Source organism: Pseudarthrobacter sp. alpha12b (genome assembly GCF_054130495.1).
Genome location: NZ_CP196746.1, coordinates 2,274,833 through 2,301,020, shown reverse-complemented (window position 1 = coordinate 2,301,020; position 26,188 = coordinate 2,274,833). Strand labels below are relative to the sequence as shown.

The window sequence follows — 26,188 nt, the reverse complement described above, 5'->3', positions numbered from 1 at the left end:
CTCGGGTCAAGCCGGGCGAGCCTGGCTCAGTCGTCGAACGGTTTGAACTGCTCCACTGCAACGACCTGTTTCTTCCCGCCGTTGGCCACATGGCACACCACCAGCTCGCCAGGTGACAGGAAGGGCTCATGGGCGGGCAGCAGCTTCGCGAGGTGTGAAGGCATGTGCTGCGCCAGCTGCTTGAGGACGGTCGGCAACGCGGGCCGGTGCGTGCACACCACTACGGGCCGTTGCTTATCGACAAGGGATTCGATGACGGCGGCGGTCTTCTTGGGACTGCGCTGGTGCTTGTGCTCGGTCAGGCCTTCCGCCAACTTCACCTTGGCGCCCGTGGCCCGGGCGTAGGGGGCCACCGTGGCAACACAGCGCAACCAGGGGCTGGAGACCACCCGCATCGGCTGCCATGCCTGCAGCAGCCGGCCCACGGCCTGCGCCTGCCGGGACCCGGTGGCCGCCAGCGGACGCTCGCCCTCCGCCTTACTCCAGGATGAGCGCGGCTTGGCCTTGGCATGGCGGAGCACCAGCAGGGGCCACGTATCCAGTGCGCCGCGTTCGTGCGCGTCCCGCAGGTATTCAAGGGGTGCGACGTCGGACGGGTTGGACAGCAGGCCAGCCGCCTTCTCGGGGGCGCACCACATGACGCTGTCCACCTCCTTGCCGTCCGGAACCAGGCCGTTGCCGTTGACCTTGACCGCCCAGTAATGGACCTTCTTGAGGCCCGACGCCACGTGGTAGTGGATGGACGGCAGCGGTATGCCCAGGGGCGCCCGCAGGCCGATCTCCTCCCACACCTCACGGACGGCGCATTCGGGGACGGTCTCGCCGGCGTCGATCTTTCCCTTCGGCCAGGACCAATCGTCGTAGCGGGGCCGGTGGATCAGCAGGACTTCGAGGCGGTCCTTGCTGACCCGCCATGGGATGGCACCCGCAGCAGTTACGGCTACGGGTTCCCCCGGGTGGTCAGTCTGGTCGGCTACGAGTGCATCGCTCGACAACGCGGCTGCCTATCGCCGGCTCAGGCTGCGTTGCCGCGGCCGGGACGCCAGCAGCCAGGACTGGACGTCTTCAAGCGGCTTCCCGTCCTCGGACAGGTGGTGCCGGTTCCAGCGGCCCTCGTTGTCCAGGTGCCAGCTGGAGGTTTCCGGGTCCATGTAGCGCAGCAGGAGGTCAAGGACGTAGGTGATGTCGTCCGCGCTGGTCAGCTGGACCAGTGCCTCCACCCGGCGGTCAAGGTTGCGGTGCATCATATCGGCGGACCCGATGTACACCACGGGATCCCCGCCGTTGGCAAAGGCGAACACCCGCGAGTGCTCCAGGAACCGGCCCAGGATGGAGCGGACAGTGATGTTGTCGCTCAGGCCGGGAACGCCGGGGCGCAGCGAGCAGATACCGCGGACCACCACGTCAACCTTCACACCGGCCTGGGACGCGCGGTACAGCGAATCAATGATGGCCTCGTCCACCATTGAATTCACCTTGATCTGCACGCGGCCCGGCACACCTGCCCGGGCGTTGCGGATCTCCGTTTCGATCCGGTCAATGAGGCCGGAACGCACGGAGCGGGGCGCCACCAGGAGCCGCTTGAAGGTCGACTTCGGCGCGTAGCCGGAAAGCTGGTTGAACAGCTTGGACAGGTCCTCGCCCACCTGCTCGTTGGCAGTCAGCAGGCCCAGGTCCTCGTAGTAACGGGCGGTCCGCGGGTGGTAGTTGCCGGTGCCGATGTGGCAGTAGCGGCGAAGCCCGTCCACTTCCTGACGGACCACCAGTGAAAGCTTGCAGTGCGTCTTCAGGCCCACGATCCCGTAGACCACGTGCACGCCGGCCTGCTCGAGCTTGCGGGCCCAGGAGATGTTGGCCTGCTCATCGAACCGCGCCTTGATTTCCACCAGGGCCAGGACCTGCTTGCCGGCTTCGGCGGCGTCGATCAGGGCGTCAACAATGGGGGAATCTCCGGAGGTGCGGTACAGGGTCTGCTTGATGGCCTGTACTTTCGGGTCCGCCGCGGCCTGTTCCAGGAACGCCTGCACGGACGTGGAGAACGAATCGTACGGATGGTGCAGCAGGATGTCCCGGCGGCGCATGGCGGCGAACACGTTGGCGGCCTTGGACGTTTCGGACTCGTTCAGGTATCGCGAGGTGTGCGGGACATGCTTGGGGTAATGCAGGTCGGCCCGGTCGATGCCGGCGATGACGGACAGGCCACGGAGGTCCAGGGGTGCCGGCACCGAGTACACCTCGGATTCCTCCACACCCAGTTCGCGGATCAGCAGGGCCCGGATGTTGGGGTTGATGTCAGTGGTGACTTCCAGCCTCACGGGCGGTCCGAAGCGGCGGCGCAGCAATTCCTTTTCCAAGGCCTGCAGCAGGTTCTCGGCGTCGTCCTCCTCCACCTCCACGTCTTCGTTTCGGGTGACACGGAAGGTGTGGTGCTCCAGGACCTCCATGCCCGGGAAGAGCTTGTCCAGGTGGACCGCGATGACTTCCTCGAGCGCGATGAACCTGGCCACGCGGCCGGGAACCGCGCCGGCCCGGGGACCATCAATGGAGATCAGGCGCGGCAACTGGTCCGGGACCTTTAGACGGGCGAAGAGTTCCTTGTCGCTGACCGGGTTCCGGACCACCACGGCGAGGTTCAGCGACAGGCCCGAGATGTAGGGGAAGGGGTGTGCCGGGTCAACGGCCAACGGGGTGAGGATGGGGAAGACTTTTTCCGCGAACATCACGCTGAGCTGCTGTTTGGCGGCGTCGTCCAGTTCTTCCCAGTGCATGAGGTGGATGTGCTCGTAGGCCAGGGCCGGCCGGATCTGGTCAGCGTAGACCTCTGCATGCCGCTGCTGGAGCCGGTGGGCTTCTTCACTGATCCGCTCCAGCACCTCCACGGGGCTCAGCCCGGCAGGGGAAGGGACGGCGAGCCCGGTGGCGATGCGGCGCTTGAGGCCGGCCACGCGGACCATGAAGAACTCGTCCAGGTTGGAGGCGAAGATGGACAGGAAGCTGACCCGCTCCAGCAGGTGGAGGGTGGGGTCCTCGGCCAGTTCCAGCACCCTGGAATTGAAGGCGAGCCAGCTCAGTTCGCGGTCCAGGAACCGGTCAGGCCGGATGTCCCCTTCCGGCTGCAGGTTAGGTGCGAACTCCGGGATGTCGATGCGGTCCTGGGTGGCCCTGGATGCCGGTACCTCGGAGGAGCCGAAGCGTGCTCTGACGGGCACCGCAACATCCTGGGACGTGGCTGTTCCGGACGGTTCCGGGTTCATGGCTTCTCCTTTAGCTGGCGCTCCGGTGCCGGCGCTTCCGCCCCGCGCGGCTCCATTTCCACCTTACAAGCATTCACAGGCCCCACGGCCTTTGTTTTGCGCCGCGGCAAGGATTGTTCCCGGCTCCCTATCTACCCACCGGCGGGGCCGTACATGACGTCCATGTCCCAGCGGGTGAAGCCAAGCCGCCGGTACAGGGCAACGGCTGCGGCATTGTCGGCGTCGACATAGAGCATCACCGCGTTCAACCCTGCGTCGCGGAGGTGTTTGATGCCGGCGATGGTCAGGGCCTTGCCCAGGCCCATGCCCTGCGCCTCCGGTGTCACCCCCACCACGTAGACCTCGCCGATCGCCGGGTGCGCACCGTGCCGGGGGTGGACCTTGGTCCAGTGGTAGCCCAGCAGGCGGCCGTCCCGGTCCTCCGCCAGGAAGAACCCGGCAGGATCGAACCAGTCCTCGGCTATGCGCGCCTCGAGATCGGCCCTGGTGAGGTTCCCCTGTTCGGGGTGGTGTGCGAACGCCGCACGGTTGGCAGCCAGCCAGGAATCCTCATCCTTGCCCGGGACGAAGGTGCGGATGGCCACCCCGTCCGGGAGGCCGGCGTCGGGCAGGTCCGCGCCCGCCGTCGTCATCCGCATCTTCCACAGCTCGCGCACCGGCGCATACCCGTAGCGGGCGGCAAGATCGGCAGCGGCCTCGTGGTTGCCGTGGGACCACGCGTTGAGGCCATCAAATCCGCGGACCTCCTTCAGTGCGCCCACCAGCCGGTCAGCAACGCCCTGGTTCCGGTAGGAGGGGTGGACCGCGATTTCCAGGATGCCGTGGCCGTCCGGCTCTTCAACCACGACGGCGAAGCCCGCCAGGTCCTGGCCGGTCGCCGGATCGGAGTCCTCGTCCGGCGCGTAGAGGGCCAGCGTCAGCAGTGTGTGTTCCGCGGAATCCCCGGCACGCATGGTCACCAGGGTCTGCTCGGAAATGGAAGGATTGCCGTCCGATTCCTCAGCCGCGGCAAGGACGTCGCGGCAGTCTTTCAGGAGTTGCTGGTCAACTCCGCCCCGGACGACATGGACGGGCCACTTCTGCGGATGCGCTGGAGTCATGAGCCAAGGCTATACGCCGATGGCGGTCCGGGCTCAGGCCTCGGTGAGTTCGTCTTCCTGCTGCCGCACCAGGGTGAGGCGGTAGCCGACGTTCCTTACGGTGCTGATCAGGTTCTCGTGGTCTGCACCGAGCTTGGCCCGCAGCCGCCGGACGTGGACATCGACGGTGCGCGTGCCGCCATAGTAGTCGTAGCCCCAGACCTCGGTCAGCAGTTGTTGCCGGGTGAACACGCGGCCGGGGTGCTGCGCCAGGTACTTCAGGAGTTCGAACTCCTTGAAGGTCAGGTTCAGCGGCGCCCCGTTGACCCGGGCGGTGTAGCTTGCCTCATCGATGACGACGCCGGCGGCGCGGATTTCGCTCGGGGCGTCCTCCTGCTCGGGGACCGCCCGGGCGACGGACAGCCGGATGCGGGCTTCCACCTCAGCGGGTCCGGCGGAATCGAGGACGATGTCGTCAACAGCCCAGGCAGAGGACACCGCGGCCATGCCGCCTTCGGTCAGGATCAGCACAAGCGGGGCGCTGAGGCCCGTGGCCTTCAAAAGCTGGGTGAGGGAGCGGGCGCCCACCAGGTCCTTGCGGGCATCCAGCAGGACAATGTCGCAGGGGTCTGTTTCGAGGAGGGCCGTGGGCTCGGCGGGGAGGATATGGACCCTGTGGTTCAGCAGCTCGAGGGCAGGCAGGATGTCCACCGATGAACCGGTGCTGTTGGTCAGTAACAGGATGTGCGACATTGTTCCTCCAAGGGCCGTCCGCGCATCATTGGGCGACTGAACCGGATTCTCACCGGCCGGTACTGGCTTCCTGCAGGAGGTTTTGGTCCGTCAGCACGCCGCCGGCCAGCCACCTCAGCAGGGAGCGTAGCTGAACCTTGAGTATACCCGGCAGCCCCTTCCAGACCACAGATTCGGGACGTGGACAGGGACGTTTTGCGACATATCCAGTTCACATAGGGCAGGATTGGACCAGGGCGGACCCGCCCTGCCGTGAGGGGGCTGAACAGCCTTCCGGCCGATCGCCAGGATGGGAAAACAGCGCAGTGAGTGCACCGACGAAGCACAGGCCGGCCCCCGCATGACGGCGGAACTGCAGGCGCCCGTGCGTTCGCTTGGATCCTGGACCATCGGCGTCGTCGGAATCGCCGGCCTGGTTGCGATCATCGCCGGGGTCTATGCCTCGCCGGAGGCACTCGTGGCCGTGGGCATCGTGATCGCCGCGGCGGTTGGCATCGGCTGGCCGCACTTCCTGCGCATCCCGGCCAAGAAGACCCTCGCCGCCGTCATCGCCCTGCCGGGTGCCGGCGCCGCCGTGGCGGCCGCCCTGGCTCCTGCTCCCGGGTACCTGGACTGGACACCCGCCTTCGTGGCGCTGGGAATGATGGCCGTCTTCGTGGTGCAGCTGATCCGCGGCACCGGGCAGGCGCAGCGGCTGGAATCCACCCTGGGATGCTGCGCCGGCGTCCTGTTGTCCTGCCTCGGCGCGGGCTGGATTGCCGGCTCCCGGTTCAACGGCGTCCGCGAGATGCTCCTGGTGGCGGCGATCAGCGCGGCGGTGGCCCTGCTGGCAGGGCTTATCCGCTGGCCTGACAGTATCGTCGCGCCGCTTGGAGTGGTGCTTGCCGGACTGGCCGGCCCGCTCGCCGGGCTGGTCCTGTCAGACATCGCCGTCCTGCCGGCCGCCGTCTTCGGCGTGGTTGTCGGCGCGGTACTGGCCAGCTTCCGGAGGCTGGCCACGCTCCGCGGCGCCCCGCTGAACTTCCCGGCCGCCCTGAGCATGGGGCTTGCCCCGGTCTCGGCGGTCGGATCCCTCGCGTACTTCATAGACAAACTACTCATCTACTAACGGGTTAGGATGGCACCATGTCCGTACTTGCATTTGAAATCTTCTTCCTTGTCCTGCTCGGCATCGCGAGCCTGTCCATGGCCTGGTTTGCCGGCTTTGTGGTCTACCGCCTGTTCAAGGGCCAGAAGTAGCCAGCCCTTTCCCGGGACCGGCCGTATCTCGAGGTAATACCAATGCCCATTGAGATTCCTACAGACCTGACCCCCGAACTCGTCCCTCTTTCCTGGCTCATCGGTGAGTGGGAGGGACGTGGCCGGCTGGGCAGCGGCGACGAGGACTCCGAGCACTTCCTTCAGCACGTCTCCTTCACCCACAACGGCCTGCCGTACCTGCAGTACCGTGCAGAAAGCTGGTTGACCGACGACGACGGCACGCGCCTGCGGCCGCTCACGGTCGAGACCGGCTTTTGGGCGCTGGAGCGCAAGCAGCTTGATGCCGACGGCGGTCCCGGGCTGGTGCCGGCGGACATCGTGCCGGTGCTGAAGAGCGCCGACGAGGTGGAGGCGCTGCGGAACAAGGACGGCGGATTCGACATCTCGGTGTCCATCTCGCACCCCGGCGGAATCTCGGAGCTGTACTACGGCCAGATCAAGGGCCCGCAGATCCAGCTGACCACCGACATGGTGATGCGCGGCAGCCACTCGAAGGACTACAGCGCAGCCACGCGGATCTTCGGTCTGGTGGACGGCAACCTGTTGTGGCGGTGGGATGTCGCCGCCGGCGGCGAAGCAGGAAAGGGGCTGGAGGCGCACGCCTCCGCGTTCCTGCACAAGGTTTCCTGACCTGGAAAGGTGCCCCATGGAAGACGGCACGGCACAAGCAGCAAAGCCCGGCGGCTACAGCGGCCTCAAAGCCGTCTTCTTCAACGGCACATTGAAGAAGTCGCCGCAGACATCCAACACGGACGGCCTGATCGGCATCAGCCGCAGCATCATGGAAAAACAGGGTGTCAGCACCATGGTGGTCCGCACGGTGGACCACGACATCGCCAGCGGCGTCTACCCTGACATGACCCAGCACGGTTGGGCCACCGACGCATGGCCGGATCTCTATCCCGCCGTCCAGGAGGCCGACATCGTGGTGGTGGCGGGGCCCATCTGGCTGGGTGACAACTCGTCGCAGACCAAGAAACTCATCGAGCGCCTCTACGCCCATTCCGGTGAACTGAACGGGAACGGGCAGTGGGCGTTCTATCCCAAGGTGGGCGGTTGCCTGATCACCGGCAACGAGGACGGCATCAAGCACTGTTCCATGAACATCCTCTACAGCCTGCAGCACATCGGCTTCAGCATTCCGCCGCAGGCTGACGCCGGCTGGATCGGGCCCGTTGGTCCCGGTCCAAGCTACCTGGATGAAGGCTCCGGCGGTCCGGAAAGCGACTTCACCAACCGCAACACCACCTTCATGACCTGGAACCTGCTGCACCTGGCAAAGATGCTGAAGGATGCCGGCGGCTACCCGGCCTACGGCAACCTGCCCAACGAATGGAACGCCGGAACCCATTTCGATTTCGAAAACCCGGAATACCGTTAGCCTTCAAGGACTTCTACTTCATATGACTACGCCCAGCCCTTTGTTGTCGCGCCCCGGCGCCGTCGAGGCCGTCGGCCCTGACTCCGGAGTCGCCGCCCACTACGGCGAGCCGCTGCGCGAGCAGCGCGCACTCGCCGCCGGGACCGCCGTCGTCGACCTTTCCCACCGCGGCGTGGTCACCGTCGCCGGGCCGGACCGGCTGGGCTGGCTCAATACCCTTTCCTCGCAACAGGTGGCAGCGCTGAAGCCGGGGGAGTCCAGCGAGCTGCTGCTCCTGAGCGTTCAGGGCCGCATCGATTTTGACGCCCGGGTCATTGACGACGGCGGGACCACCTGGCTGATTGTCGAAGCCGCCGAGGCCGCACCGCTGGCTGAGTACCTCAACCGGATGAAGTTCATGCTGCGGGTGGACATCGCTGACGTCTCGGCTGAGTGGGCCGTCGTAGGCAGCACCCGGGCCGTGCCCGAATGGTCCGGCCGGCTTGCATGGCAGGACCCCTGGCCGCACGTCTCCGCAGGCGGATACTCCTACGCCACCGTTTCCGAGGAGAACCATCCCGGGCGTGAGCGTCCCTGGTTCGAGTACCTCATCCCCGCCGCCGAACTGGAGGAGGCCTTGTCCGGTCACGCGCTGGCCGGTGTGCTCGCAGCAGAAGCCCTCCGGGTCGCCGCCTGGCGCCCCCGGATCGGCGCCGAGACGGATGACAAAACCATCCCACACGAACTCGACCTGCTGCGCACCGCCGTGCATCTGGCCAAAGGCTGCTACAAGGGGCAGGAAACCATCGCCCGCGTCCACAACCTGGGCCACCCGCCGCGCCGGCTGGTGTTCCTGCAGCTGGACGGTTCGCAGCACACCTTGCCCGCCGCCGGAAGTCCGGTCATGGCGGGGGAACGGAAGGTCGGAGCCGTTACCTCGGTGGCGCAGCACTACGAGATGGGCCCTGTAGCCCTGGCAGTCATAAAACGTTCCGTGGCCCCGGATGAGATACTGACGGTCCTGGACGGCGATGAGCCGTATCCTGCCGTCCAGGAACTCATCGTCGCCCCTGATGCCGGCCAGGTCGTGGGGCGCCAGACCGGATTCCTGAGGGGGCCGCGCTAATGACTGAGAACACCGGGACCACTCCCGCCGGCGCGGGGATCGCCGAAGGGGACGACGACGACGCGCTGGCTTTGGCGCATACGCTCTTCCAGGCTGCCCGCGAAGGAAACGACGCGCTGCTGGGTGCCTACCTGGACGCCGGCGTTCCCGCCACCATGACGAACTCCGCCGGCGACTCCCTCCTCATGCTGGCCGCGTACCACGGCAATGCCACGACCGTGCAGCTGCTCCTTCAGCACGGCGCCGAGGCCAACACCGCCAACGACAGGGGCCAGACCCCGCTTGCGGGCGCGGCATTCAAGGGCTACACGGACGTGGCCAGGGTCCTGCTGGGCGCCGGAGCCGATCCGGACGCCGGTGCGCCGTCGGCACGGGCCGCGGCGCAAATGTTTGCCCGCACGGAGATCCTGAGCCTGCTGGGCTGACCTTTCCGGGTTTCCGCCCGGCACCAACCAAAACTCCTCAAAGGACGACCGAGTGGAAAACGTAGAAAAGCCCTGGCCGGCGCTGTGGTCACTGGTGATCGGATTCTTCATGATCCTGATCGACACCACCATCGTGTCCGTTGCCAACCCCCGGATCATGGAGGGCCTGGACGCCGACATCAACTCGGTGATCTGGGTGACCAGCGCGTACCTGCTGGCCTACGCCGTTCCCCTGCTCATCACCGGCCGGCTCGGCGACAGGTTCGGACCCAAGAAGCTCTACCTGTCCGGCCTGGTGGTCTTCACCCTCGCCTCGTTGTGGTGCGGCCTGTCCGGCGACGTCCGGATCCTGATTGCCGCCCGCGTCCTCCAGGGCCTCGGCGCCGCCATGATGACACCGCAGACCATGGCCGTGATCACCCGGATCTTCCCGCCGGACCGCCGCGGATCGGCCATGGCTGTCTGGGGCGCAACCGCAGGGATGGCAACCCTTGTGGGACCCATCCTGGGCGGCGTCCTGGTGGACGGCCTTGGCTGGGAGTGGATCTTCTTCATCAACGTGCCCATCGGCGTCGTCGGCTTCATCCTGGCAATGCGCAACGTTCCGGCCCTGAGCACCCACCCGCACAAGTTCGATATCCCCGGCGTCCTGCTGAGCGCCGTCGGGCTGTTCCTGCTGGTCTTTGGCATCCAGGAGGGGGAGACCTACAACTGGGGCACCATCACCGGGCCCATCAGCGTGTGGGGCCTGATCATCGCCGGCCTCGTGGTGCTCGCCGCCTTTGTCCTGTGGCAGCGGTTCAACAAGGGCGAGCCGCTGCTGCCCCTGGCGCTGTTCCGGGACCGGAACTTCTCGCTGGCCAACATCGGCATCACCACCGTGGGCTTCACCGTGACGGCCTTCAGCCTGCCGCTGATCTTCTACTACCAGCTGGTCAGGGGCCTGACCCCCACCCAGTCCGCCCTGATGATGGTGCCCATGGCGCTGATCTCCGGCGGGCTGGCCCCCGTGGTGGGGAAGCTGGTGGACCGGGTGAACCCCAAGTACATCACCGCCACCGGGCTGGTCCTCATGGCCGTGGCGCTGCTGTGGAACTCGGCCCTGATGCAGCCGGACACACCCATCCTGATGTTCCTGCTTCCCAGCGCGGTCCTGGGCTTCGCCAACGCCGGCATCTGGGCCCCGTTGAGCACCACCGCCACCAGGAACCTTCCGCCACGGCAGGCCGGCGCCGGATCCGGTGTCTACAACACCACCCGCCAGATCGGCGCGGTCCTGGGCAGCGCCGCCATTGCCGTGCTGATCCAGTCCCGGCTTGCCGCCGAGCTGCCCAAGGGAGGGCCCGGCGGATCCGCCGGGGAAGGGCTGGCGATGGGCGGTTCGCTGCCGGAGTTCCTGCACGGCGGATTCTCGACGGCGATGGGCCAGTCCATCCTGCTGCCCGCCGGAGTGATCCTGGTTGGGGCAGCGGTGGCGTTGTTCTTCGCCAAACCGCAGCCGGTCCAGGGCTGGGGCGTGCAGGGGCAGCAGCAGGGCCAGCCGTCAGCGAAGGTGGACGCTGGTCTGGATTCCGCCGGCTGAGAGGCCCAGCTTCCGGGCCAGCGCCAGGCAGCCGGTGTTGCTGACGTCCGCACGCCACTGCAGTGTCAGTCCGGCGGCAAGGGCCTCGTGCGCGGCGATGGATCCCGCCAGAGAGCCCAGGCCGCGCCGACGCCACTCGGGGTCCACCAGTACGCCCATGTTGGCCAGCAGGCCCTCCCACTCCCCGTAGGCCCCGCAGGCCAGGGGCACGCGCCTGCCGTCCAGTTCGTGCACGATGGTGTAGCGGTTCTCGAGGTCGGAAAGGCCCACCTCGTTGACGTCGTCCGGTGGGCAGCGGCCCTCCAGCTCGATCGCCTCAGGATTCCCGTGCGAGACCGTCAGTTCCTCCGACGGCTGCTGAAGCGGCAGGTCGTCGGCGAAGAACAGGGCCGCGGCACCGAGCCCGTGGCCGCCCTGCTCCCTGGTCAGTTTCAGGAGCGTGACGTGCTGGGCCATCTCCTCGTCGGGAATGTCCGTCGCGGCGTCGATGACGCTGGGCGGTCCCACCAGGACGGAGCTGCCGAACAACCGCACAAATTCGACGGTCCGGGCCGATTCATCGGCCCGGACAATCCGTTCCCCGGACGCCAGGGCGTCACCGAATGCGTCGTCGTCAAGCCCCAGCCGGCGAGCCCACGCCAGCTGGATGATGGCCGCTGAGCCGGGATCGAGTGTCATGATCCCAGCCTAGGGCGGCCCAGGGGCTTAGCCGAACAGGACCGCGGCTTCGTCGTAGCGGTTTTGCGGGACGGTCTTCAGCTGGCCCAGCGCCTCTTCGAAGGCGACGTGCTGGATGTCGGTGCCCTTCAGCGCCACCATGGTGCCCCAGTAGCCTTCCACCACGGAGTCGATGGCGGCCATGCCCAGCCGGGTGGCAAGGACCCGGTCGAAGGCCGAGGGGACGCCGCCGCGCTGGATGTGGCCCAGGATGGTGGCACGGGTTTCAATGCCGGTCCGGGCTTCGAGTTCCGGTGCCAGCTGGTCCGCGATGCCGCCCAGGCGGGGACGGCCGAAGGTGTCCAGGCCGCGCTCGGAGTGGGGGCTTTCCATGTGTTCCGGAACAAAGCCTTCAGCCACCACCACCAAGGGGGCGCGGCCACGGGCGTGGGCCTCGTTGACCCACTCGGTGATCTGTTCGATGCTGACCTTCTGCTCCGGGATGAGGATGGCGTGCGCGCCGGCAGCCATGCCCGCGTGCAGGGCAATCCAGCCCACGTGCCGGCCCATCACTTCCGCGATCATGCAGCGGTGGTGGGATTCACCCGTGGTGCGGAGCCGGTCGATGGCCTCGGTGGCGATCTGGACGGCGGTATCGAAACCGAACGTGTAGTCGGTGGCGTCAAGGTCATTGTCAACCGTCTTGGGGACGCCCACGATCTTGAGCCCGGCGTCCGTCAGGCGCTTGGCGGCTGCCAGCGTACCCTCACCGCCGATGGCGATGATGGCGTCGATGCCCAGCCGGTCCATATGGGCTTTGATGGCCTCCGGGCCGCCGCCGTTTTCGAAGGGGTTGGTGCGGGAGGTGCCGAGGATGGTGCCGCCCTGCTTGGCTATGCCGCGGACCATGGTGCGGGGGATATCGATGATGTCCCCTTCCACCACGCCCCGCCAGCCATCGCGGAACCCGACGAATTCCTGGCCGTGGACGGCGATGCCTTTCAGCACAGCACCTCGGATCACGGCGTTCAATCCGGGGCAGTCGCCACCGCTGGTGAGGATTCCAATTTTCATGTTCGGCTCAAATCCTGGAGAGAAGGTTTACAGGCAGAGCGCCACGCTGAGCTCACCTAGAAGTGTAGTGGGGTGTGTGGGGTACGACACAAACCGGTTACATGGGGCCGGTCCGCCACGGATACCGCGGACATGGGAAGGCCCCTGCCCGGTGAAATCATTCACGGAGGCAGGGGCCGTGGTCCTGGCAGGTCAGGGCCGGTTGAGCGACCGCCGGTCAAGGAATGTCTGCAGCAGGATTTCGTTGCGCTGGTCCGGAATGATGATCCAGGCCAGGAGGTAGAAGACCACGGCTGGTCCGGGGAGCAGGCAGAACAGCAGGAAAGCGATGCGGACATACGCCACGTCAACGTTGAGCTGCGCCGCGATGCCTCCCAGCACGCCGCCCACCCAGCGCTGCGGGCCGCGCTTCAGGCCGAAGCCCCTGACAATGCTGAAGAACTTATCCATGGTTCAAGACTTCCCTGTAGTTGGTTCGTTGTCACGTTTGCGGGCGGAGAGCAGGCCACCTGCCACCAGGGCCACGCCCGCGCCGATCATGAGGCCGATCAGGACGTAGGTGCCGTTGAGGGTGACGATGCCCAGTTGCGCCACGATGATCAGGGCGGCCAGCGCCAGGACGATCAGTCCCCACACCACCGTCCCCACCCTGGCAGGTGCCGGTCCGGCGGTGTCCTGACCCGCCGTCGTCGGAATGTTGCTGCTGTCCATGTCAGTTGCCTTCCTGGATAGTGACGTTGCTGAAGGTGCCATCGATGCGTACCACCAGGTGGTTGCCGGGCCTGTCGGTGTTGTAGCTGCTTTCACGGGTGGTGGTGCCGCCGCGTTGGCCGCTTGCCTCGTTCAGGTTGCCCATGGTCATGTCCGCTTTGATGTCCACGGGCACGTTCTGCGGGATCACCACGGTCACGTTGCTCGCGGTGATGTCCAGGGGAACCACGACGTCGGACGTCAGTGGGCCGGTTGGGGAGAGACCTGTGAGGTCCACGGTCCCGCGCCCGGCGGTGATGTCGATCCCGCCGCGCGCCTCCTCGATGCTGGCCGGGTTCCAGTCGACCTGCTGGAACCGCATCCGGCTGTCGTCCAGGGTGTTGTAGATGCCGCCGGTGACCAGCGCCACCACGGCAAAGAGGCTGAGAATGCCGGACGTCCGGCCGCGGAAGCCCGCCACCAGGATGCCCAGGCCAAGGACTGCCGCCGCGCTGGCCCAGACAATGGCGTTGGCGGAGCCGCCCAGGTCGATGATGTTGGCGGCGTCGAGTGCTTTGAGCCCACCGCCCACCAGCAGGGCAGATCCCGTTGCGATGGCCACTGCCGGGGCGCCGGGGCCGGATGGCCGGGGCTTTGGCGGCCGCGGCGGGACCCACGGGGTGGGGTAGCCGCCGGTGCCAGGTACTCCGCTGCCGGGGGCGCCGGGAGACGTACCGCCGGTGCCCGTTGTGCCGGCGGACCCGCTGCCGTACGGGGGTGCTGCAGTGGGGACCGGACCGGAAGCCGTGCCTGCGGAGAACGCTGAGGTGTGGGCCGTCCCGTAGCTTCCCATCGGGTAGGCGGCGCCGGGGGCCGCCGGGCCGTGGCCGGCCATGGTGGGGTGCGCCTTGTTGCGCTGGGAGAGGTAGTAGATCAGGTAGATGGCGCCACCCACCCAGAAGAGGGTCCACAGCAGGCCGCTCAGGCCGTTGTGGCTCCAGCCCCAGAAGCCTCCGCCCAGGCCGGTCAGTCCCAGGACCGTGGCGACAAGGGAGCCTGTCATGCCGCTGGACCAGCGGCCGGCGCCTGCTTCCTGGACATGGATCCTGCCGTCCGGTTCCGGCAGGAAGGCCCATGCCAGGCCGTACAGCAGGACGCCGATGCCGGCCAGGAGGGTCAGGACCACGAAGGCGCCCCGGATGATGATGGGGTCCACGCGGAGCCGGTGGGCGATGCCGCTGCAGACGCCGCCGATCCACCGGTCGTTGCCGCGGTAGATGCCCTGGCTGCGGATCCAGCCAAAGAAGTCGGTGGAAGGAGCCGGGGCGGGGCTGCCTTGGAATGCATGGCCCGGGGGAGAGCCGGCCGGGGGACCCGCCGCGGGGTCCGGAGGCGTCGAGGCTGGGGAAGGGAGCGGCTCGGGGGGCTGCTCGGTGCCCGTGCCGGACTGCCCGTCAGGGAGGGGCTCGGCAGGGTGTTCGTCGTCGGGGGAGGGGGTTTGCGAGTTCATACCTTGATCCTCCCGTTCAGCCCGTCGGCGCTCTACTGGGGGAAACCCTGAACCGTCCCTGAGCTGTCCCCGGGAAGCGGCCGGACACGGTCCGGGCAACCCTGATCCATGCTTGGATTGACCCATGACAACCCTTCCGGCGCGCCCGCCCCTGGCACGGAGCAGCGACCGTGTCATTGCCGGGGTGTGCTCCGGCCTGGCCGCGCACCTGGGCTGGCCCGTGAAGAACGTCCGCCTGGGCATGGTCCTCGCGTCCTTCGCGGGAGGAGCGGGCCTGGTCTTTTATGCATGGCTCTGGATCATGGTGCCCACCGCGGATGAGGCCGCCCGCCGCAACGCCCGCCGCCCGGCGTCGCCCATTGCCCCGGCGGTGAGCCGGGCGGTGCCGGGAGTGGCATTCGACGGCGGACCGCCTGCAGGTGCCCCTGGTCCCGTTCCGGACGGTGCGGGCGGGCCTCCCGGGCCTCCTTGGTTCCGGGCGCACGGAATGCGGTACGGCAAGGAAATCCTGCTCGGCTGCGGACTCCTGCTGGTGGCCGGCATCATGATCGCCCAGCTGCTGGGCGTGGACGTGTCCCTCGGTACGCTGATCCCCGCTGCCGCCGTCCTGGGCGGTGCCTCGATCGCGTGGATGCAGCTGGACGAGACCCGGCGGGCCGGGCTGGTGGACAAGACCAAGGCGGACCAGGCCGGCGGCTGGGGACGGCTTGCAGCGGGACTGGCGCTGGTGGTGGCCGGTGTCCTGGTAATGGTGTCCGGCTCGGGCTCGTGGGAACAGACCTGGCTGGCGCTGCTGGCTTCCGTGGCTGTCCTGGGTGGCGTGGTGCTGGTCCTGCTGCCCTGGGCCCTGAAGTTCTGGCGGGACCTGGAAGCGGAGCGCTCCGGCCGGATCCGGGAGACGGAACGGGCCGAGATCGCCGCCCACCTCCACGATTCCGTGTTGCAGACCCTCGCCTTAATCCAGCGTCGGGCAGGCAGCGAGCACGACGTCGTCCGCCTGGCCCGTGCCCAGGAACGCGAGCTGCGTGGCTGGCTGTTTCAGGATCCCGGCCGCGAAAGCGGGCAGCTTTCAGACCGGATCAAGGCTGTTGCCGCCGAGGTGGAGGACTCCCTCGGCAACGCGGTCGAGGTGGTCACCGTTGGTGATACCGCCATGACCGAGGCGCACGAAGCTCTGGTCCAGGCAAGCCGGGAAGCCATGCTCAACGCCTCACGGCATGGCGGCGGGACGGTCTCGGTCTACCTTGAGGCGTCTGACGGGCAGGCCGAGATCTTCATCAAGGACAGGGGGCCCGGCTTTGAGCTGGGGGACGTACCGGCGGACCGGCTCGGCATCCGGGAATCGATAATCGGCAGGATGAAACGGCACGGCGGATCGGCTGCCATCCTCAGCACGGGCGACGGCACCGAGGTCCGCCTCAGGCTGCCGGCTGCAGCAGAACACGCGGAAGGAAAATCATGAACTCGATCCAGGGAACCGGTGCCGGAGGCGCCCGGCCGGCCAATTCCGCGCGCGTGGTCATCGTGGACGACCACGCCATCTTCCGGTCCGGGCTGAAAGCGGACCTTGACGCCAGCATCCAGGTGGTGGGGGAGGCCGCCACCGTTGAGCAGGCCATCGCCGTAATCGCCCAGCAGCGGCCCGACGTCGTCCTTTTGGATGTGCACCTGCCCGGTGGCCTGGGCGGCGGCGGCCGGGAAGTGATCGCCGGCTCCGCCGCGCTCCTGTCCACCACCCGGTTCCTGGCCCTGAGCGTCTCCGACGCCGCGGAGGACGTGGTTGCGGTCATCCGCGCCGGCGCCCGCGGCTATGTCACCAAGACCATCTCCGGCGCTGAGATTACCGACGCCGTGTTCCGGGTGGCCGGCGGCGACGCGGTCTTCTCGCCCCGCCTTGCCGGTTTCGTCCTGGACGCCTTCGGCACTGCCCCAGCGGACATTGCCGATGATGAACTGGACAGGCTCTCCGCCCGTGAACTGGAGGTCATGCGGCTGATTGCCCGGGGCTACAGCTACAAGGAAGTGGCCAAGGAGCTTTTCATCAGCATCAAGACCGTAGAGACCCACGTGTCGGCCGTGCTGCGGAAGCTCCAGCTCTCCAGCCGCCACGAACTCACCAAGTGGGCCGCGGAGCGCCGCCTCCTCTAAACGCCCCATCAGATCCTGCCGCCGAATTTCCAACGCCCCATCACCTTTCGGGCCCTAAACGCGAACGCCCCATCACCAAGTGATGGGGCGTTCGCGTTTTTCCTGCGGAACGTGATGGGGCGTCCTACTGCGCTTTGCCCAGGAAGTCCTGCAGGCGCTGGACGCCGGTGGCGAGATCGTCATCGCCCAGGGCGTAGGAAAGGCGGAGGAAGCCGGAGGGGCCGAAAGCCTCGCCGGGAACCACTGCCACCTCAACCTCGTCGAGGATCAGCGAGGCCAGTTCGGCCGAGGTCTGCGGCCTGGCGGTGCCGGACGCGGTGGGGAATTCCTTGCCCAGCAGCGCACGGACGTCCGCGTAGACGTAGAAGGCGCCCTTCGGCGTCGGGCATTCCACGCCTTCAATGGCGTTCAGGCCGGCCACGATGGCCTTGCGGCGGCGGTCGAACGCCACCTTCATTTCGTCGACCGCGGTCAGCGGACCGGATACGGCAGCGAGGGCCGCGATCTGCATGATGTTGGACACGTTTGAGGTGGCGTGCGACTGCAGGTTGGTGGCCGCCTTGATGACGTCAGCGGGGCCGATCATCCAGCCCACCCGCCAGCCGGTCATGGCGTACGTCTTGGCAACGCCGTTGAGGATGACCACCTTGTCGCCCAGTTCCGGGGCGGCAGTGGCGATGGAGGTGAACGGCACGCCGTCGTAGGTCAGGTGCTCGTAGATTTCGTCAGTGACCACCCACAGGCCCTTGGCCGCGGCCCACTTGCCGATCTCCGCCACCTGCTCGGGGGAGTAGACGGCACCCGTGGGGTTCGACGGCGAGACGAACAGCAGGATCTTGGTCCGGTCCGTCACGGCTGCTTCGAGCTGTTCAACGGTCACCAGGTAGTCCTGTTCGGGACCAGCGAAAACCTCAACCGGTACGCCACCGGCCAGCCGGATGGCCTCCGGGTAGGTGGTCCAGAACGGGGCGGGCACAAGGATTTCGTCGCCCGGATCCACCAGGGTGGCGAAGGTGTTGTACACGGCCTGCTTGCCGCCGTTGGTGACCAGCACCTGGGAGGGCTCCACCTGGTAGCCGGAGTCGCGAAGGGTCTTCTCTGCGATGGCCTTCTTCAGCTCGGGCAGGCCGCCGGCGGGGGAGTAGCGGTGGAACCTGGGCTGGCCCGCTGCCTCGATGGCCGCCTGGACAATGTAATCCGGGGTGGGGAAGTCGGGTTCGCCCGCACCGAAGCCAATAACCGGCCGGCCAGCTGCCTTCAGCGCCTTGGCCTTGGCATCAACGGCCAGGGTTGCGGATTCGGCAATTGCGGAAATGCGTTGGGAAACGCGGGCGGCAGACATTGGCAGGTCCGTTCTTCGCTTGCAGCCCGGAGGCTGGAATGTGGGATTCGACGAGTTCTACTCTATGCTGTTCACCGGACCCTCCGGGGTGCCGGTTTTGATTTATGACTGCCCCGTGCAGGACGTTTCAGACCGGACTTCGGGTGGACCGGGGCGGGCTGGTTTTACCTAGGCGAAGTTCTTGCGTAGACTGGTTCACCGGTGTTGAAACACGGATGATGGCGTGCGCCCCAGCTCAAGCTGGTGTTGGGTCATCAAAGAGTGGGATTCACTCCATAGGGTAGTGGCGCAATTGGTAGCGCAGCGGTCTCCAAAACCGCAGGTTGCAGGTTCGAGTCCTGTCTGCCCTGCGCAAGCTGCTCTGGGCGAAAGCCCGGGGCAGGCGCAGCAACCATGGTTCTGATCAGGGCCGGGTAATCCACCATTGCAAAGATGAGCGAGGACCAGGTGACCGAAACAGCTGCCAGCAGCTCCAAGGGCCGCCCAGCTAAGAAGGAAGCCAAGGCAAACTTCTTCGCCCGCATTGCACTTTTCGTCCGCCAGATCATCGGCGAACTGAAGAAGGTTGTTGCCCCCACCCGCAAGGAACTGATCAACTACACGCTCGTGGTGCTGGTGTTCGTGGCCATCATGATGGTCATCGTCAGCCTGCTGGACATTGGTTTCGGAACCGCTGTCAGCTGGATCTTCGGCGGCACCGGCTCCAAGGACAGCTAAGGCTGCACGGTCCGCAGGCCGCGTGTTTCGCCCGGGTAACCGGAAGGAAGCGCCGGTGTGCGGAATTGAGCCATTTAAATAGGCATGTTAGGCAATGAGGAAGCAGGAGACCAAGTGTCTGAGCAGGAGCTCGAGGTAACCGAGACTGGGCTGGAAGAATCCCGGGACGTCACGGCAGAAGCCGGTGAAGAGTCCGAGGTTGAGTCCTCCACGCCCGAATCCGACGACGCCGCCTCCGACGTAGCAGTTGCTGACGCTGCCGAGGCCGACGGTGAAGACGAGCCCGCCGACGCCCTTGCCGCTGCTGCAGCCACCGCGGCCGCGGATCCCGCCGAGGAGTTCAAGGCCAAGCTGCGCCGCCAGGAAGGTGACTGGTACGTCATCCACTCCTACGCCGGTTACGAAAACCGCGTGAAGGCCAACCTTGAAACCCGCATCCAGACCCTGGACATGGAAGATTACATCTTCGAAATCCAGGTGCCCATGGAAGAAGTCGTGGAGATCAAGAACGCCCAGCGCAAGGTGATCAACCGCGTCCGCATCCCCGGCTACGTCCTGGTCCGCATGGACCTGACCGACGCCTCCTGGGGCGCCGTCCGCCACACCCCCGGTGTCACCGGCTTCGTGGGCAACGCCCACAACCCGGTCCCGCTGCGCCTTGACGAGGTCTTCTCTATGCTCGCCCCTGTCTTCGAGGAAGAGCAGGCCGAGAAGGGCAAGCCGGTCAACAAGCAGAACCAGGCTCCCGTGGCCGTCGACTTCGAGGTCGGCGAGTCCGTCATCGTCAAGGAAGGTCCGTTCGAGACCCTCCCCGCCACGATCTCGGAGATCAAGCCCGAGTCCCAGACCCTCGTGGTGCTGGTCTCCATCTTCGAGCGCGAAACGCCTGTCACCCTGGCGTTCAACCAGGTCACCAAGATCTGAGAATCCTAGAATTCGTCCCGGCGCCGCCCGCTTAGCGGCACCGGGACGGCCGGCCGCCTCGCCATGGCGGCCAAAAACCTGAGGCACGCTCCTGTGCCCCAGGACGTTATTGAGAGAAGGACCCTACATTGGCTCCCAAGAAGAAGGTCACCGGCCTCATCAAGCTGCAGATCCAGGCAGGTGCCGCCAACCCGGCCCCGCCGATCGGTCCTGCGCTTGGCCAGCACGGTGTCAACATCATGGAATTCTGCAAGGCGTACAACGCTGCAACGGAAGCCCAGCGCGGAAACGTCATCCCCGTGGAAATCACGGTCTACGAGGACCGTTCCTTCACGTTCATCACCAAGACCCCGCCGGCTGCGGAGCTCATCAAGAAGGCTGCAGGCGTTGCCAAGGGTTCATCCACCCCGCACACCGTCAAGGTTGCCAAGCTGACCCAGGCCCAGGTCAACGAGATCGCCTCCACCAAGATGGAAGACCTCAACGCCACCAGCCTCGAAGGCGCAGCGAAGATCATCGCCGGCACCGCCCGCTCCATGGGCATCACCGTCGAGGGCTAATACCCCTTACCGCTGTCCAGCGTCAGGGTAATTGACGACGACGGGCGGCACCGCCGGGACACCGGCACCAAAAAATTGAAATGTTGGTCAACCGGGCCGGATAACGAACCGGGACACCGACTGTGGCAGGGCCCAGCGCGGTCCGCAGACCACAACTGCACAAGGAGAAATAAGCAGCATGGCAAAGCGCAGCAAAGCATATGAGGCAGCAGCCGCCAAGATCGACGCGGAGAAGCACTACGCACCGTTCGAGGCAGTAACGCTGGCTAAGGACACCAACCCGTCCAAGTTCGACGCCACCGTTGAGGTCGCCTTCCGCCTGGGCGTTGACCCCCGCAAGGCTGACCAGATGGTCCGCGGCACCGTCAACCTGCCCCACGGCACCGGTAAGGTCTCCCGCGTCCTGGTTTTCGCAACCGGCGACAAGGCGGAGGCAGCAATCGCGGCGGGCGCCGACTTCGTTGGTTCCGACGACCTGATCGAAAAGATCGCCGGCGGCTGGACCGACTTCGACGCCGCTGTTGCCACCCCTGACCTCATGGGCAAGGTTGGCCGCCTCGGTAAGGTCCTGGGTCCGCGTAACCTGATGCCGAACCCGAAGACGGGCACCGTGACCCCCGACGTCACCAAGGCCGTCAACGACATCAAGGGTGGAAAGATCGACTTCCGCGTCGACAAGCACTCCAACCTGCACTTCATCATCGGCAAGGTTTCCTTCGACGCCATCAAGCTGGCCGAGAACTACGCAGCAGCACTGGAAGAGGTGCTTCGCCTCAAGCCGTCCGCTGCGAAGGGCCGCTACATCCAGAAGGCAACCGTTGCCACCACGTTCGGCCCCGGCATCTCTGTCGACCCCAACGTCACCAAGGTGCTCACCGAGGCGTAATTCCTCACTGAAGTTCCTGCTTCCGGCTTGATGCCGGAGCAACCGAAGACCGTTCCGGCGTTTACGCGCCGGGACGGTCTTCTTTTTGGCCGCGGGAACGCCGAACCGTCCGTTCAGCTCATGGCCTGCCAGGCCATGAAGGAGGCCCACACTCTGGAGGTCTGGAGGACCCTGGAGCGGGGACCCACCCTGGACGCTGGTGGCGGCCGGGCGCCGGGGCCACCGCCTGGGGATGCTGATCAAGGGTGCAAACCTGCGCCGCGCCCTGCGAAAAATGGCTCCCGGCGCGCTCGGTCCTGACATGGAATGCAAGCGAAAACCAGCATATGCTGGCGATAAATACCGCACTTGGATTCAGGCCCGCTGGCTCTGAAGGTGAGTGGCAGAAACGGCTGGGATGATGCCCGAATGGCAATAGACGTGAAGATCGAGCAGCTATGGATTCCCGACTCACTGGATTCCCCGGACGCGGAGGACTTCCTTGCCGCCGTGGAAGTGGGCCGCAAGGTGCGGATGCAGACGTGGGGCAGTGACGATCTTGCTTACGGTCCCCAGGAAAAGTTGCTTGAGTTCGCGGACCCGTATGAGCGGCAGTTGATCCTCGTCGCCAAGGTGGACGGCGCCATCGTTGGCACGGTTGACATTGCGCTGCCCCTGACCGACCACCTGGACCTTGCCGAACTCACCCTGGACATCCTGCCCGAGTTCCAGCGGCAGGGTGTGGGGCGCCGCCTGCTTGAGGCTGCCGAACAGCTTGCCAGGGGTGAAGGACGCACCATGATCTTGGTGGACACGAACCACCCGGGCGCATCGCTGCATGAGTTTGAACGGGCCCAGCTGGTTCCCGGTTCCGGGCAGGGGTTCGTACCGCTGGAGAGCCGCGAAGTGGAGTTCGCGCAGAAGACCGGTTACACCCTGCAGCACATTGAGCAGTTCAGCTCCTGCCTCCTGCCCCTGGACACCAAACTGGTGGCCGACCTCCAGGCTGAAGCCGAGGAGGCGAACAACGGCAGGTACCGGCTGCACCACTGGACTGACCGCTGCCCTGACCGCTGGCTGGAGGCTGTTGCAGCCCTCGAAAACCAGGCAGGCGCCGACGTTGACCCGTCGCTGGACGTGCCTGTTGAGCAGGACATGGTGTTCGACGGCGGAATCCTCCGCGAGGCGGAGGACGTCGCCATCGCGCAGGGCAGGCGAACGGTGGTCACCGCCGTGGAGCACATCGCCACCGGAACGCTGGTGGGGCTGACCACCATCACCGTCTTGGCGCACAGGGCCGACGTCGTGTTCCAGGACGACACCCTGGTCCTGCAGGAGCACCGGGGCAACAAACTCGGATTGCTGATCAAGGTGGCCAACATGGAGCGGCTCAGCGAACAGTTCCCGGACGCACGCATCATCTACACCTGGAACGCGCCGGAGAACAGGTACCTCCTGACCGTCAATAAGCAGCTCGGATTCCAGACGGCCGGGGTCACGGGCATCTGGCAAAAGGAGCTCCCCACGCTGCACACCAGCACCAGCTGAGCGCCGATTTGGCGGACCGGCAATGCCTCGCGTAAGCTGGGAGTACCAAAGACCGTCGGTTGTTGGAAATCCACTCTCCTGAACATGGCTCAACTCTGTAGTTGTGCGCTGGAGACCACAGTGGCTTTCCGGACGAAGGACCCTCAACGCAGGGCGGCCGGCGCAGGTGAACGAAGCAAAGCTCCATGGTACAGCCGTGTTGAGCCAAGCCCCGTGCATCTGCGCGGGGCGTTTTTAGTTTTAGCTCTCTTGAGCGGGGACCGTCGAATACCGGCACTATCCCCGGAAGGAGGGTTATGGCAACGCCTACCAAGGTTTCAGCAGTAGCTGAGATCACTAACGATTTCAAGGAATCGAACGCCGCTGTCCTGACCGAATACCGCGGGCTCACCGTTGCACAGCTCAAGCAGCTGCGTGTTTCTCTCGGCCAGGACACCAAGTTCGCGGTCGTCAAGAACACCCTGACCGCCATTGCAGCCAAGGAAGCCGGTGTCGAAGCATTCGACGGCCAGCTTGCCGGCCCCACTGCAATCGCGTTCATCAAGGGTGACGCAGTTGCCGCTGCCAAGAGCCTGACGGATTTTGCCAAGGCCAACAAGCAGCTGGTCATCAAGACCGGTTACTTCGAGGGCAAGGCGCTGGACGCCACCGAGGTCGCCGCACTGGCTGCCCTCGAGTCCCGTGAGCTGCAGCTCGCAAAGGTTGCAGGCGTCCTCAAGGCACCCGCCGCCGCAGCTGCACGCATCATCGACGCACTGCGCCTCAAGCTTGAAGAAGAGAACGGTGCACCGGCAGCTGCCGAAGCGCCTGCCGCTGAAGAAGCTCCCGCCGCTGAAGCCGAGGCACCCGCCGAAGCTCCCGCTGCCGAAGAGAACTAATTCTCTCCACCCCACCAGACTCCGGTGTCAGGCCCGGCTCCGCGCCGCTCGGACACCACAACAGGAAGGACGCCAACCATGGCGAAGCTCAGCAACGAAGAGCTCATTGAAGCTTTCAAGGAACTGACCATCATCGAGCTCTCCGAGTTCGTCAAGCTCTTCGAAGAGACCTTCGAAGTTACCGCTGCTGCTGTAGCTGTTGCTGGCCCCGCCGGCGCTGCTGCTGAAGAGGTTGAAGAGAAGACTGACTTCGACGTCGTCCTCGAAGCTGCCGGTGACAAGAAGATCGCGGTCATCAAGGAAGTTCGCGCCATCACCTCCCTCGGCCTCAAGGAAGCCAAGGACCTGGTTGACAGCGCCCCCAAGGCCGTCCTCGAAGGTGCAACCAAGGAAGCTGCCGAGAAGGCCAAGGAGCAGCTCGAGGCTGCAGGCGCCACCGTTACCCTCAAGTAACAACGCCTTTTCCTTCGGAAACCCCGTCCACTTCGGTGGGCGGGGTTTCCTGCTTTAACGCAGCTGCCTGGTTTAGCCGGGGTCGCTGATGTCCGCCACCACGGCGCCCAGGGCTGCGGTGAGGGCGTCGGCGTCCACGAACGCGCTGTAGCCGTGCGCGCCGGCGCCCATGGAGATGCGGCGTCCGGTGATGGTGGCATCGGCATAGACGGGCCAGGCAGTGGTGCTGCCCAGCGGTGTGATGGTGCCCCGCTCGTAGCCGGTGGCTTCCAGTGCGGTCCCGGCGGGCGGCAGGGACAGCTTGTTCACCCCCACCAGGGCACGGAGCTTGGGCCAGGAGATCTGCCGGTCACCCGGGACCAGTGCGAAGAGGAACGTCCCGTCCTTGTGCTTGACCACCAGGGACTTGACGATGTCCGCCGGCCTGATTCCCAGGATGTCCGCGGCCTCTTCGAGGCTCTTGGCTGCGGGCCGTTCCACCACCTCAACCTGCAGCCCGCGGGCAGTGGCGTCGGCCAGGAAGCGTTCCCGTCCGACGCCGTCCGCTCCGTTTCCGGATGGGCCCGCCATCAGTCGCGGTACAGCAGGAGGGCTTCGCCCTGCCCGCCCCCGCCACAGAGCGACACGGCAGCCTTGCCGGTGCCGCGCCGCTTCAGCTCATGGGCGGCATGGGCGGCCAGGCGTGCACCCGAGGCGCCGATCGGATGCCCCAGGGCGATGGCGCCGCCGTGGATGTTGCACTTCTCCAGCGGGTAGTCCAGGTCCTTGAGGGACTGCACGGCCACAGAGCCGAACGCTTCATTGATCTCGATGAAGTCAAGGTCGGCCGTGCTCCAGCCCGCTTTACCGAGGGCGTTCATGATGGCGTTGGAGGGCTGGGAATGCAGGGTATTGTCTGGCCCTGCCACCTGCCCCGGCTTCCCGACCACCGCCAGGTACTCCAGCCCGTGCTCCTCCGCGTAGCCGCGGGACGCCAGGACCAGGGCGGCGGCGCCGTCTGACAGGGGAGAGGAGTTGCCGGCGGTGATGGTGCCATCTGTGACGAATGCAGCGCGCAGGCCGGCCAGCGACTCAATCGATGTGTTGGGACGGACCCCTTCATCGGTATCCACCACCAAGGGCTCGCCCCTGCGCTGCTTCACGCTAATGGGTGCGATCTCGCCGTCGAACGCTCCGTTCTTGGCCGCAAGCGCCGCGCGTTGGTGCGATTGGGCGGCAACGTTGTCCTGGGAGGTGCGGTCGATGCCCAGCGAAAGGTTCCGCGTCTCGGTGGACAGGCCCATAGACTGCCCGTCGAAGGCGTCTGTCAGCCCGTCATGGGCGGCAGCGTCCAGCGCCTGGATGGAGCCGTACGTCCAGCCCTGGCGTGATCCCGGAAGCAGGTGGGGTGCCCGGCTCATGGACTCCTGTCCGCCGGCCACCACCACGGAAGCCTCGCCGGCGCGGATCATCCGGGCGGCGTCGATGACTGCGGTCAGGCCCGAAAGGCACACCTTGTTGACCGTTACCGCAGGGACGTTCCATCCGATCCCCGCGCCGACGGCGCTCTGCCGCGCGGGGTTCTGCCCGGCGCCTGCCTGGAGGACCTGGCCCACGATGACGGCCTCCACATCGGCCGCATCGACACCACTGGATGCCAGCGCTGCCTTGATGGCGTGCGCACCAAGGTCCACTGCCGTGAGACTGGACAGCTGGCCGTTGATCCGGCCCTGCGGAGTCCGTGCTGCCCCGAGGATGACAACGTCACTGCTGTCGGGAGAGTTGCCCATGGTTACCACTTTCAATCCGGTTTCGGTCTAAGCCACCAAGGCTATCGTGAGCCTGGTCACCCATCTATTCAAACGCTGGAGGCGCTATGTGCATTCCTGGCGCGGCCTGTCGCACCTTGCGCGGCCCCGACCGGGCGGCAGGGGAGAGGTCCCCATATGCGGGGTTGTGTACGACGGCGGCCGCTTGCGTAGGGTGGACGGCGAGGCTTTGCAG

Annotated in this window: 27 protein-coding genes, 1 tRNA gene and 1 pseudogene; 17 read left to right on the top strand and 12 right to left on the bottom strand. The window is 66.1% G+C overall.

All coding sequences use genetic code 11. From position 1 onward, the window contains the following. Positions 1 to 26 precede the first annotated feature (26 nt). The 4 genes from ACTAQI_RS10540 to ACTAQI_RS10525 form a co-directional block, all read right to left on the bottom strand. Positions 27 to 995 carry an NUDIX hydrolase gene (locus ACTAQI_RS10540; RefSeq protein WP_457950907.1) on the bottom strand — a complete coding sequence of 323 codons (969 nt, stop codon included), beginning with the start codon at positions 993 to 995 and terminating at the stop codon, positions 27 to 29. 9 nt (positions 996 to 1,004) lie between these two features. Further along, entirely contained in the window at positions 1,005 to 3,254 is a 2,250-nt protein-coding gene (locus ACTAQI_RS10535; RefSeq protein WP_457950906.1) for an RNA degradosome polyphosphate kinase, read from the bottom strand. 131 nt (positions 3,255 to 3,385) lie between these two features. After that, on the bottom strand, positions 3,386 to 4,354 hold the full coding sequence (gene mshD, locus ACTAQI_RS10530) for a mycothiol synthase (protein ID WP_457950905.1): 969 nt from the start codon (positions 4,352 to 4,354) through the stop codon (positions 3,386 to 3,388). A gap of 33 nt (positions 4,355 to 4,387) precedes the next feature. Further along, on the bottom strand, positions 4,388 to 5,086 hold the full coding sequence (locus ACTAQI_RS10525; protein ID WP_133345752.1) for a winged helix-turn-helix transcriptional regulator: 699 nt from the start codon (positions 5,084 to 5,086) through the stop codon (positions 4,388 to 4,390). A 340-nt stretch (positions 5,087 to 5,426) separates the two neighbouring features. On the opposite strand from ACTAQI_RS10525, the gene ACTAQI_RS10520 reads away from it, so the two are divergent. The 6 genes from ACTAQI_RS10520 (at position 5,427) to ACTAQI_RS10495 (ending at position 10,839) form a co-directional block, all read left to right on the top strand. After that, positions 5,427 to 6,194, top strand: a complete 768-nt coding sequence (locus tag ACTAQI_RS10520) for a permease (protein ID WP_457951037.1) — start codon at positions 5,427 to 5,429, stop codon at positions 6,192 to 6,194. Positions 6,195 to 6,367: 173 nt separating this feature from the next. After that, a complete protein-coding gene (locus ACTAQI_RS10515; RefSeq protein ID WP_214944932.1) occupies positions 6,368 to 6,976 on the top strand; it encodes a nitrobindin family protein in 609 nt (202 codons plus the stop codon). Between the two features lie 16 nt (positions 6,977 to 6,992). Continuing rightward, positions 6,993 to 7,727 carry a flavodoxin family protein gene (locus ACTAQI_RS10510; protein WP_457950904.1) on the top strand — a complete coding sequence of 245 codons (735 nt, stop codon included), beginning with the start codon at positions 6,993 to 6,995 and terminating at the stop codon, positions 7,725 to 7,727. A gap of 22 nt (positions 7,728 to 7,749) precedes the next feature. Then, positions 7,750 to 8,832 carry a CAF17-like 4Fe-4S cluster assembly/insertion protein YgfZ gene (gene ygfZ, locus ACTAQI_RS10505; protein ID WP_457950903.1) on the top strand — a complete coding sequence of 361 codons (1,083 nt, stop codon included), beginning with the start codon at positions 7,750 to 7,752 and terminating at the stop codon, positions 8,830 to 8,832. Then, entirely contained in the window at positions 8,832 to 9,257 is a 426-nt protein-coding gene (locus ACTAQI_RS10500) for an ankyrin repeat domain-containing protein (RefSeq protein ID WP_457950902.1), read from the top strand. The genes ygfZ and ACTAQI_RS10500 overlap by 1 nt, the downstream gene beginning before the upstream one ends. A 52-nt stretch (positions 9,258 to 9,309) precedes the next feature. Continuing rightward, positions 9,310 to 10,839 (top strand): DHA2 family efflux MFS transporter permease subunit, encoded by a 1,530-nt coding sequence (locus ACTAQI_RS10495; protein ID WP_457950901.1) that lies wholly within the window; start codon positions 9,310 to 9,312, stop codon positions 10,837 to 10,839. On the opposite strand, the gene ACTAQI_RS10490 is transcribed toward ACTAQI_RS10495, so the two are convergent. The 5 genes from ACTAQI_RS10490 to ACTAQI_RS10470 all read right to left on the bottom strand — a co-directional run bounded on the left by ACTAQI_RS10490 (position 10,801) and on the right by ACTAQI_RS10470 (position 14,770). Beyond that, complete coding sequence (locus ACTAQI_RS10490; protein WP_457950900.1) at positions 10,801 to 11,517, bottom strand: GNAT family N-acetyltransferase; 717 nt, start codon at positions 11,515 to 11,517, stop codon at positions 10,801 to 10,803. The genes ACTAQI_RS10495 and ACTAQI_RS10490 overlap by 39 nt on opposite strands. A 27-nt stretch (positions 11,518 to 11,544) precedes the next feature. Further along, the gene (locus ACTAQI_RS10485; RefSeq protein ID WP_159631345.1) at positions 11,545 to 12,570 is read right to left on the bottom strand and encodes an ATP-dependent 6-phosphofructokinase; all 1,026 of its coding nucleotides are present in this window, start codon (positions 12,568 to 12,570) and stop codon (positions 11,545 to 11,547) included. A gap of 192 nt (positions 12,571 to 12,762) precedes the next feature. Next, entirely contained in the window at positions 12,763 to 13,020 is a 258-nt protein-coding gene (locus ACTAQI_RS10480) for a PspC domain-containing protein (RefSeq protein WP_457950899.1), read from the bottom strand. Between the two features lie 3 nt (positions 13,021 to 13,023). Beyond that, positions 13,024 to 13,281, bottom strand: a complete 258-nt coding sequence (locus ACTAQI_RS10475; protein WP_457950898.1) for a hypothetical protein — start codon at positions 13,279 to 13,281, stop codon at positions 13,024 to 13,026. A gap of 1 nt (position 13,282) precedes the next feature. Continuing rightward, a complete protein-coding gene (locus tag ACTAQI_RS10470) occupies positions 13,283 to 14,770 on the bottom strand; it encodes a PspC domain-containing protein (RefSeq protein ID WP_457950897.1) in 1,488 nt (495 codons plus the stop codon). Positions 14,771 to 14,894: 124 nt separating this feature from the next. Here ACTAQI_RS10470 and ACTAQI_RS10465 point away from each other — a divergent pair, with 124 nt between their 5' ends. Both ACTAQI_RS10465 and ACTAQI_RS10460 read left to right on the top strand, forming a co-directional pair. Further along, positions 14,895 to 16,232, top strand: a complete 1,338-nt coding sequence (locus tag ACTAQI_RS10465; RefSeq protein ID WP_457950896.1) for an ATP-binding protein — start codon at positions 14,895 to 14,897, stop codon at positions 16,230 to 16,232. Further along, positions 16,229 to 16,918, top strand: coding sequence for a LuxR C-terminal-related transcriptional regulator (locus tag ACTAQI_RS10460; RefSeq protein WP_457950895.1), 690 nt, complete (start codon positions 16,229 to 16,231; stop codon positions 16,916 to 16,918). The genes ACTAQI_RS10465 and ACTAQI_RS10460 overlap by 4 nt, the downstream gene beginning before the upstream one ends. 124 nt (positions 16,919 to 17,042) lie before the next feature. On the opposite strand, the gene ACTAQI_RS10455 is transcribed toward ACTAQI_RS10460, so the two are convergent. Further along, positions 17,043 to 18,260, bottom strand: a complete 1,218-nt coding sequence (locus ACTAQI_RS10455) for a pyridoxal phosphate-dependent aminotransferase (RefSeq protein WP_457950894.1) — start codon at positions 18,258 to 18,260, stop codon at positions 17,043 to 17,045. A gap of 277 nt (positions 18,261 to 18,537) precedes the next feature. Between ACTAQI_RS10455 and ACTAQI_RS10450 the strand changes: the two genes are divergently transcribed. The 9 genes and pseudogenes from ACTAQI_RS10450 (at position 18,538) to rplL (ending at position 24,205) form a co-directional block, all read left to right on the top strand. Next, positions 18,538 to 18,610: transfer RNA gene (locus ACTAQI_RS10450), tRNA-Trp, on the top strand. An 82-nt stretch (positions 18,611 to 18,692) separates the two neighbouring features. Beyond that, positions 18,693 to 18,977, top strand: coding sequence for a preprotein translocase subunit SecE (gene secE / locus ACTAQI_RS10445; protein ID WP_142133076.1), 285 nt, complete (start codon positions 18,693 to 18,695; stop codon positions 18,975 to 18,977). A gap of 114 nt (positions 18,978 to 19,091) precedes the next feature. Then, on the top strand, positions 19,092 to 19,901 hold the full coding sequence (nusG, locus tag ACTAQI_RS10440) for a transcription termination/antitermination protein NusG (RefSeq protein ID WP_457950893.1): 810 nt from the start codon (positions 19,092 to 19,094) through the stop codon (positions 19,899 to 19,901). A gap of 128 nt (positions 19,902 to 20,029) precedes the next feature. Beyond that, on the top strand, positions 20,030 to 20,461 hold the full coding sequence (rplK, locus tag ACTAQI_RS10435) for a 50S ribosomal protein L11 (protein ID WP_018760472.1): 432 nt from the start codon (positions 20,030 to 20,032) through the stop codon (positions 20,459 to 20,461). A gap of 178 nt (positions 20,462 to 20,639) precedes the next feature. Continuing rightward, positions 20,640 to 21,347: a 50S ribosomal protein L1 gene (gene rplA / locus ACTAQI_RS10430; RefSeq protein WP_457950892.1), complete on the top strand. Its 708-nt coding sequence runs from the start codon at positions 20,640 to 20,642 to the stop codon at positions 21,345 to 21,347. Positions 21,348 to 21,540: 193 nt separating this feature from the next. Further along, positions 21,541 to 21,748 (top strand): annotated as a pseudogene (locus tag ACTAQI_RS10425) (GNAT family N-acetyltransferase); the annotation flags it as partial. Between the two features lie 7 nt (positions 21,749 to 21,755). Further along, positions 21,756 to 22,874 carry a GNAT family N-acetyltransferase gene (locus ACTAQI_RS10420; protein WP_457950891.1) on the top strand — a complete coding sequence of 373 codons (1,119 nt, stop codon included), beginning with the start codon at positions 21,756 to 21,758 and terminating at the stop codon, positions 22,872 to 22,874. 296 nt (positions 22,875 to 23,170) lie between these two features. After that, positions 23,171 to 23,752 (top strand): 50S ribosomal protein L10, encoded by a 582-nt coding sequence (gene rplJ / locus ACTAQI_RS10415; protein WP_141942696.1) that lies wholly within the window; start codon positions 23,171 to 23,173, stop codon positions 23,750 to 23,752. 78 nt (positions 23,753 to 23,830) lie between these two features. Continuing rightward, on the top strand, positions 23,831 to 24,205 hold the full coding sequence (gene rplL, locus ACTAQI_RS10410) for a 50S ribosomal protein L7/L12 (RefSeq protein ID WP_139029946.1): 375 nt from the start codon (positions 23,831 to 23,833) through the stop codon (positions 24,203 to 24,205). Positions 24,206 to 24,277: 72 nt separating this feature from the next. Here rplL and ACTAQI_RS10405 read toward each other — a convergent pair whose 3' ends face one another. Continuing rightward, the gene (locus ACTAQI_RS10405) at positions 24,278 to 24,775 is read right to left on the bottom strand and encodes an aminoacyl-tRNA deacylase (protein WP_457950890.1); all 498 of its coding nucleotides are present in this window, start codon (positions 24,773 to 24,775) and stop codon (positions 24,278 to 24,280) included. Continuing rightward, positions 24,775 to 25,974, bottom strand: a complete 1,200-nt coding sequence (locus tag ACTAQI_RS10400) for an acetyl-CoA C-acetyltransferase (protein ID WP_457950889.1) — start codon at positions 25,972 to 25,974, stop codon at positions 24,775 to 24,777. The genes ACTAQI_RS10405 and ACTAQI_RS10400 overlap by 1 nt, the downstream gene beginning before the upstream one ends. Between the last annotated feature and the right edge of the window lie 214 nt (positions 25,975 to 26,188).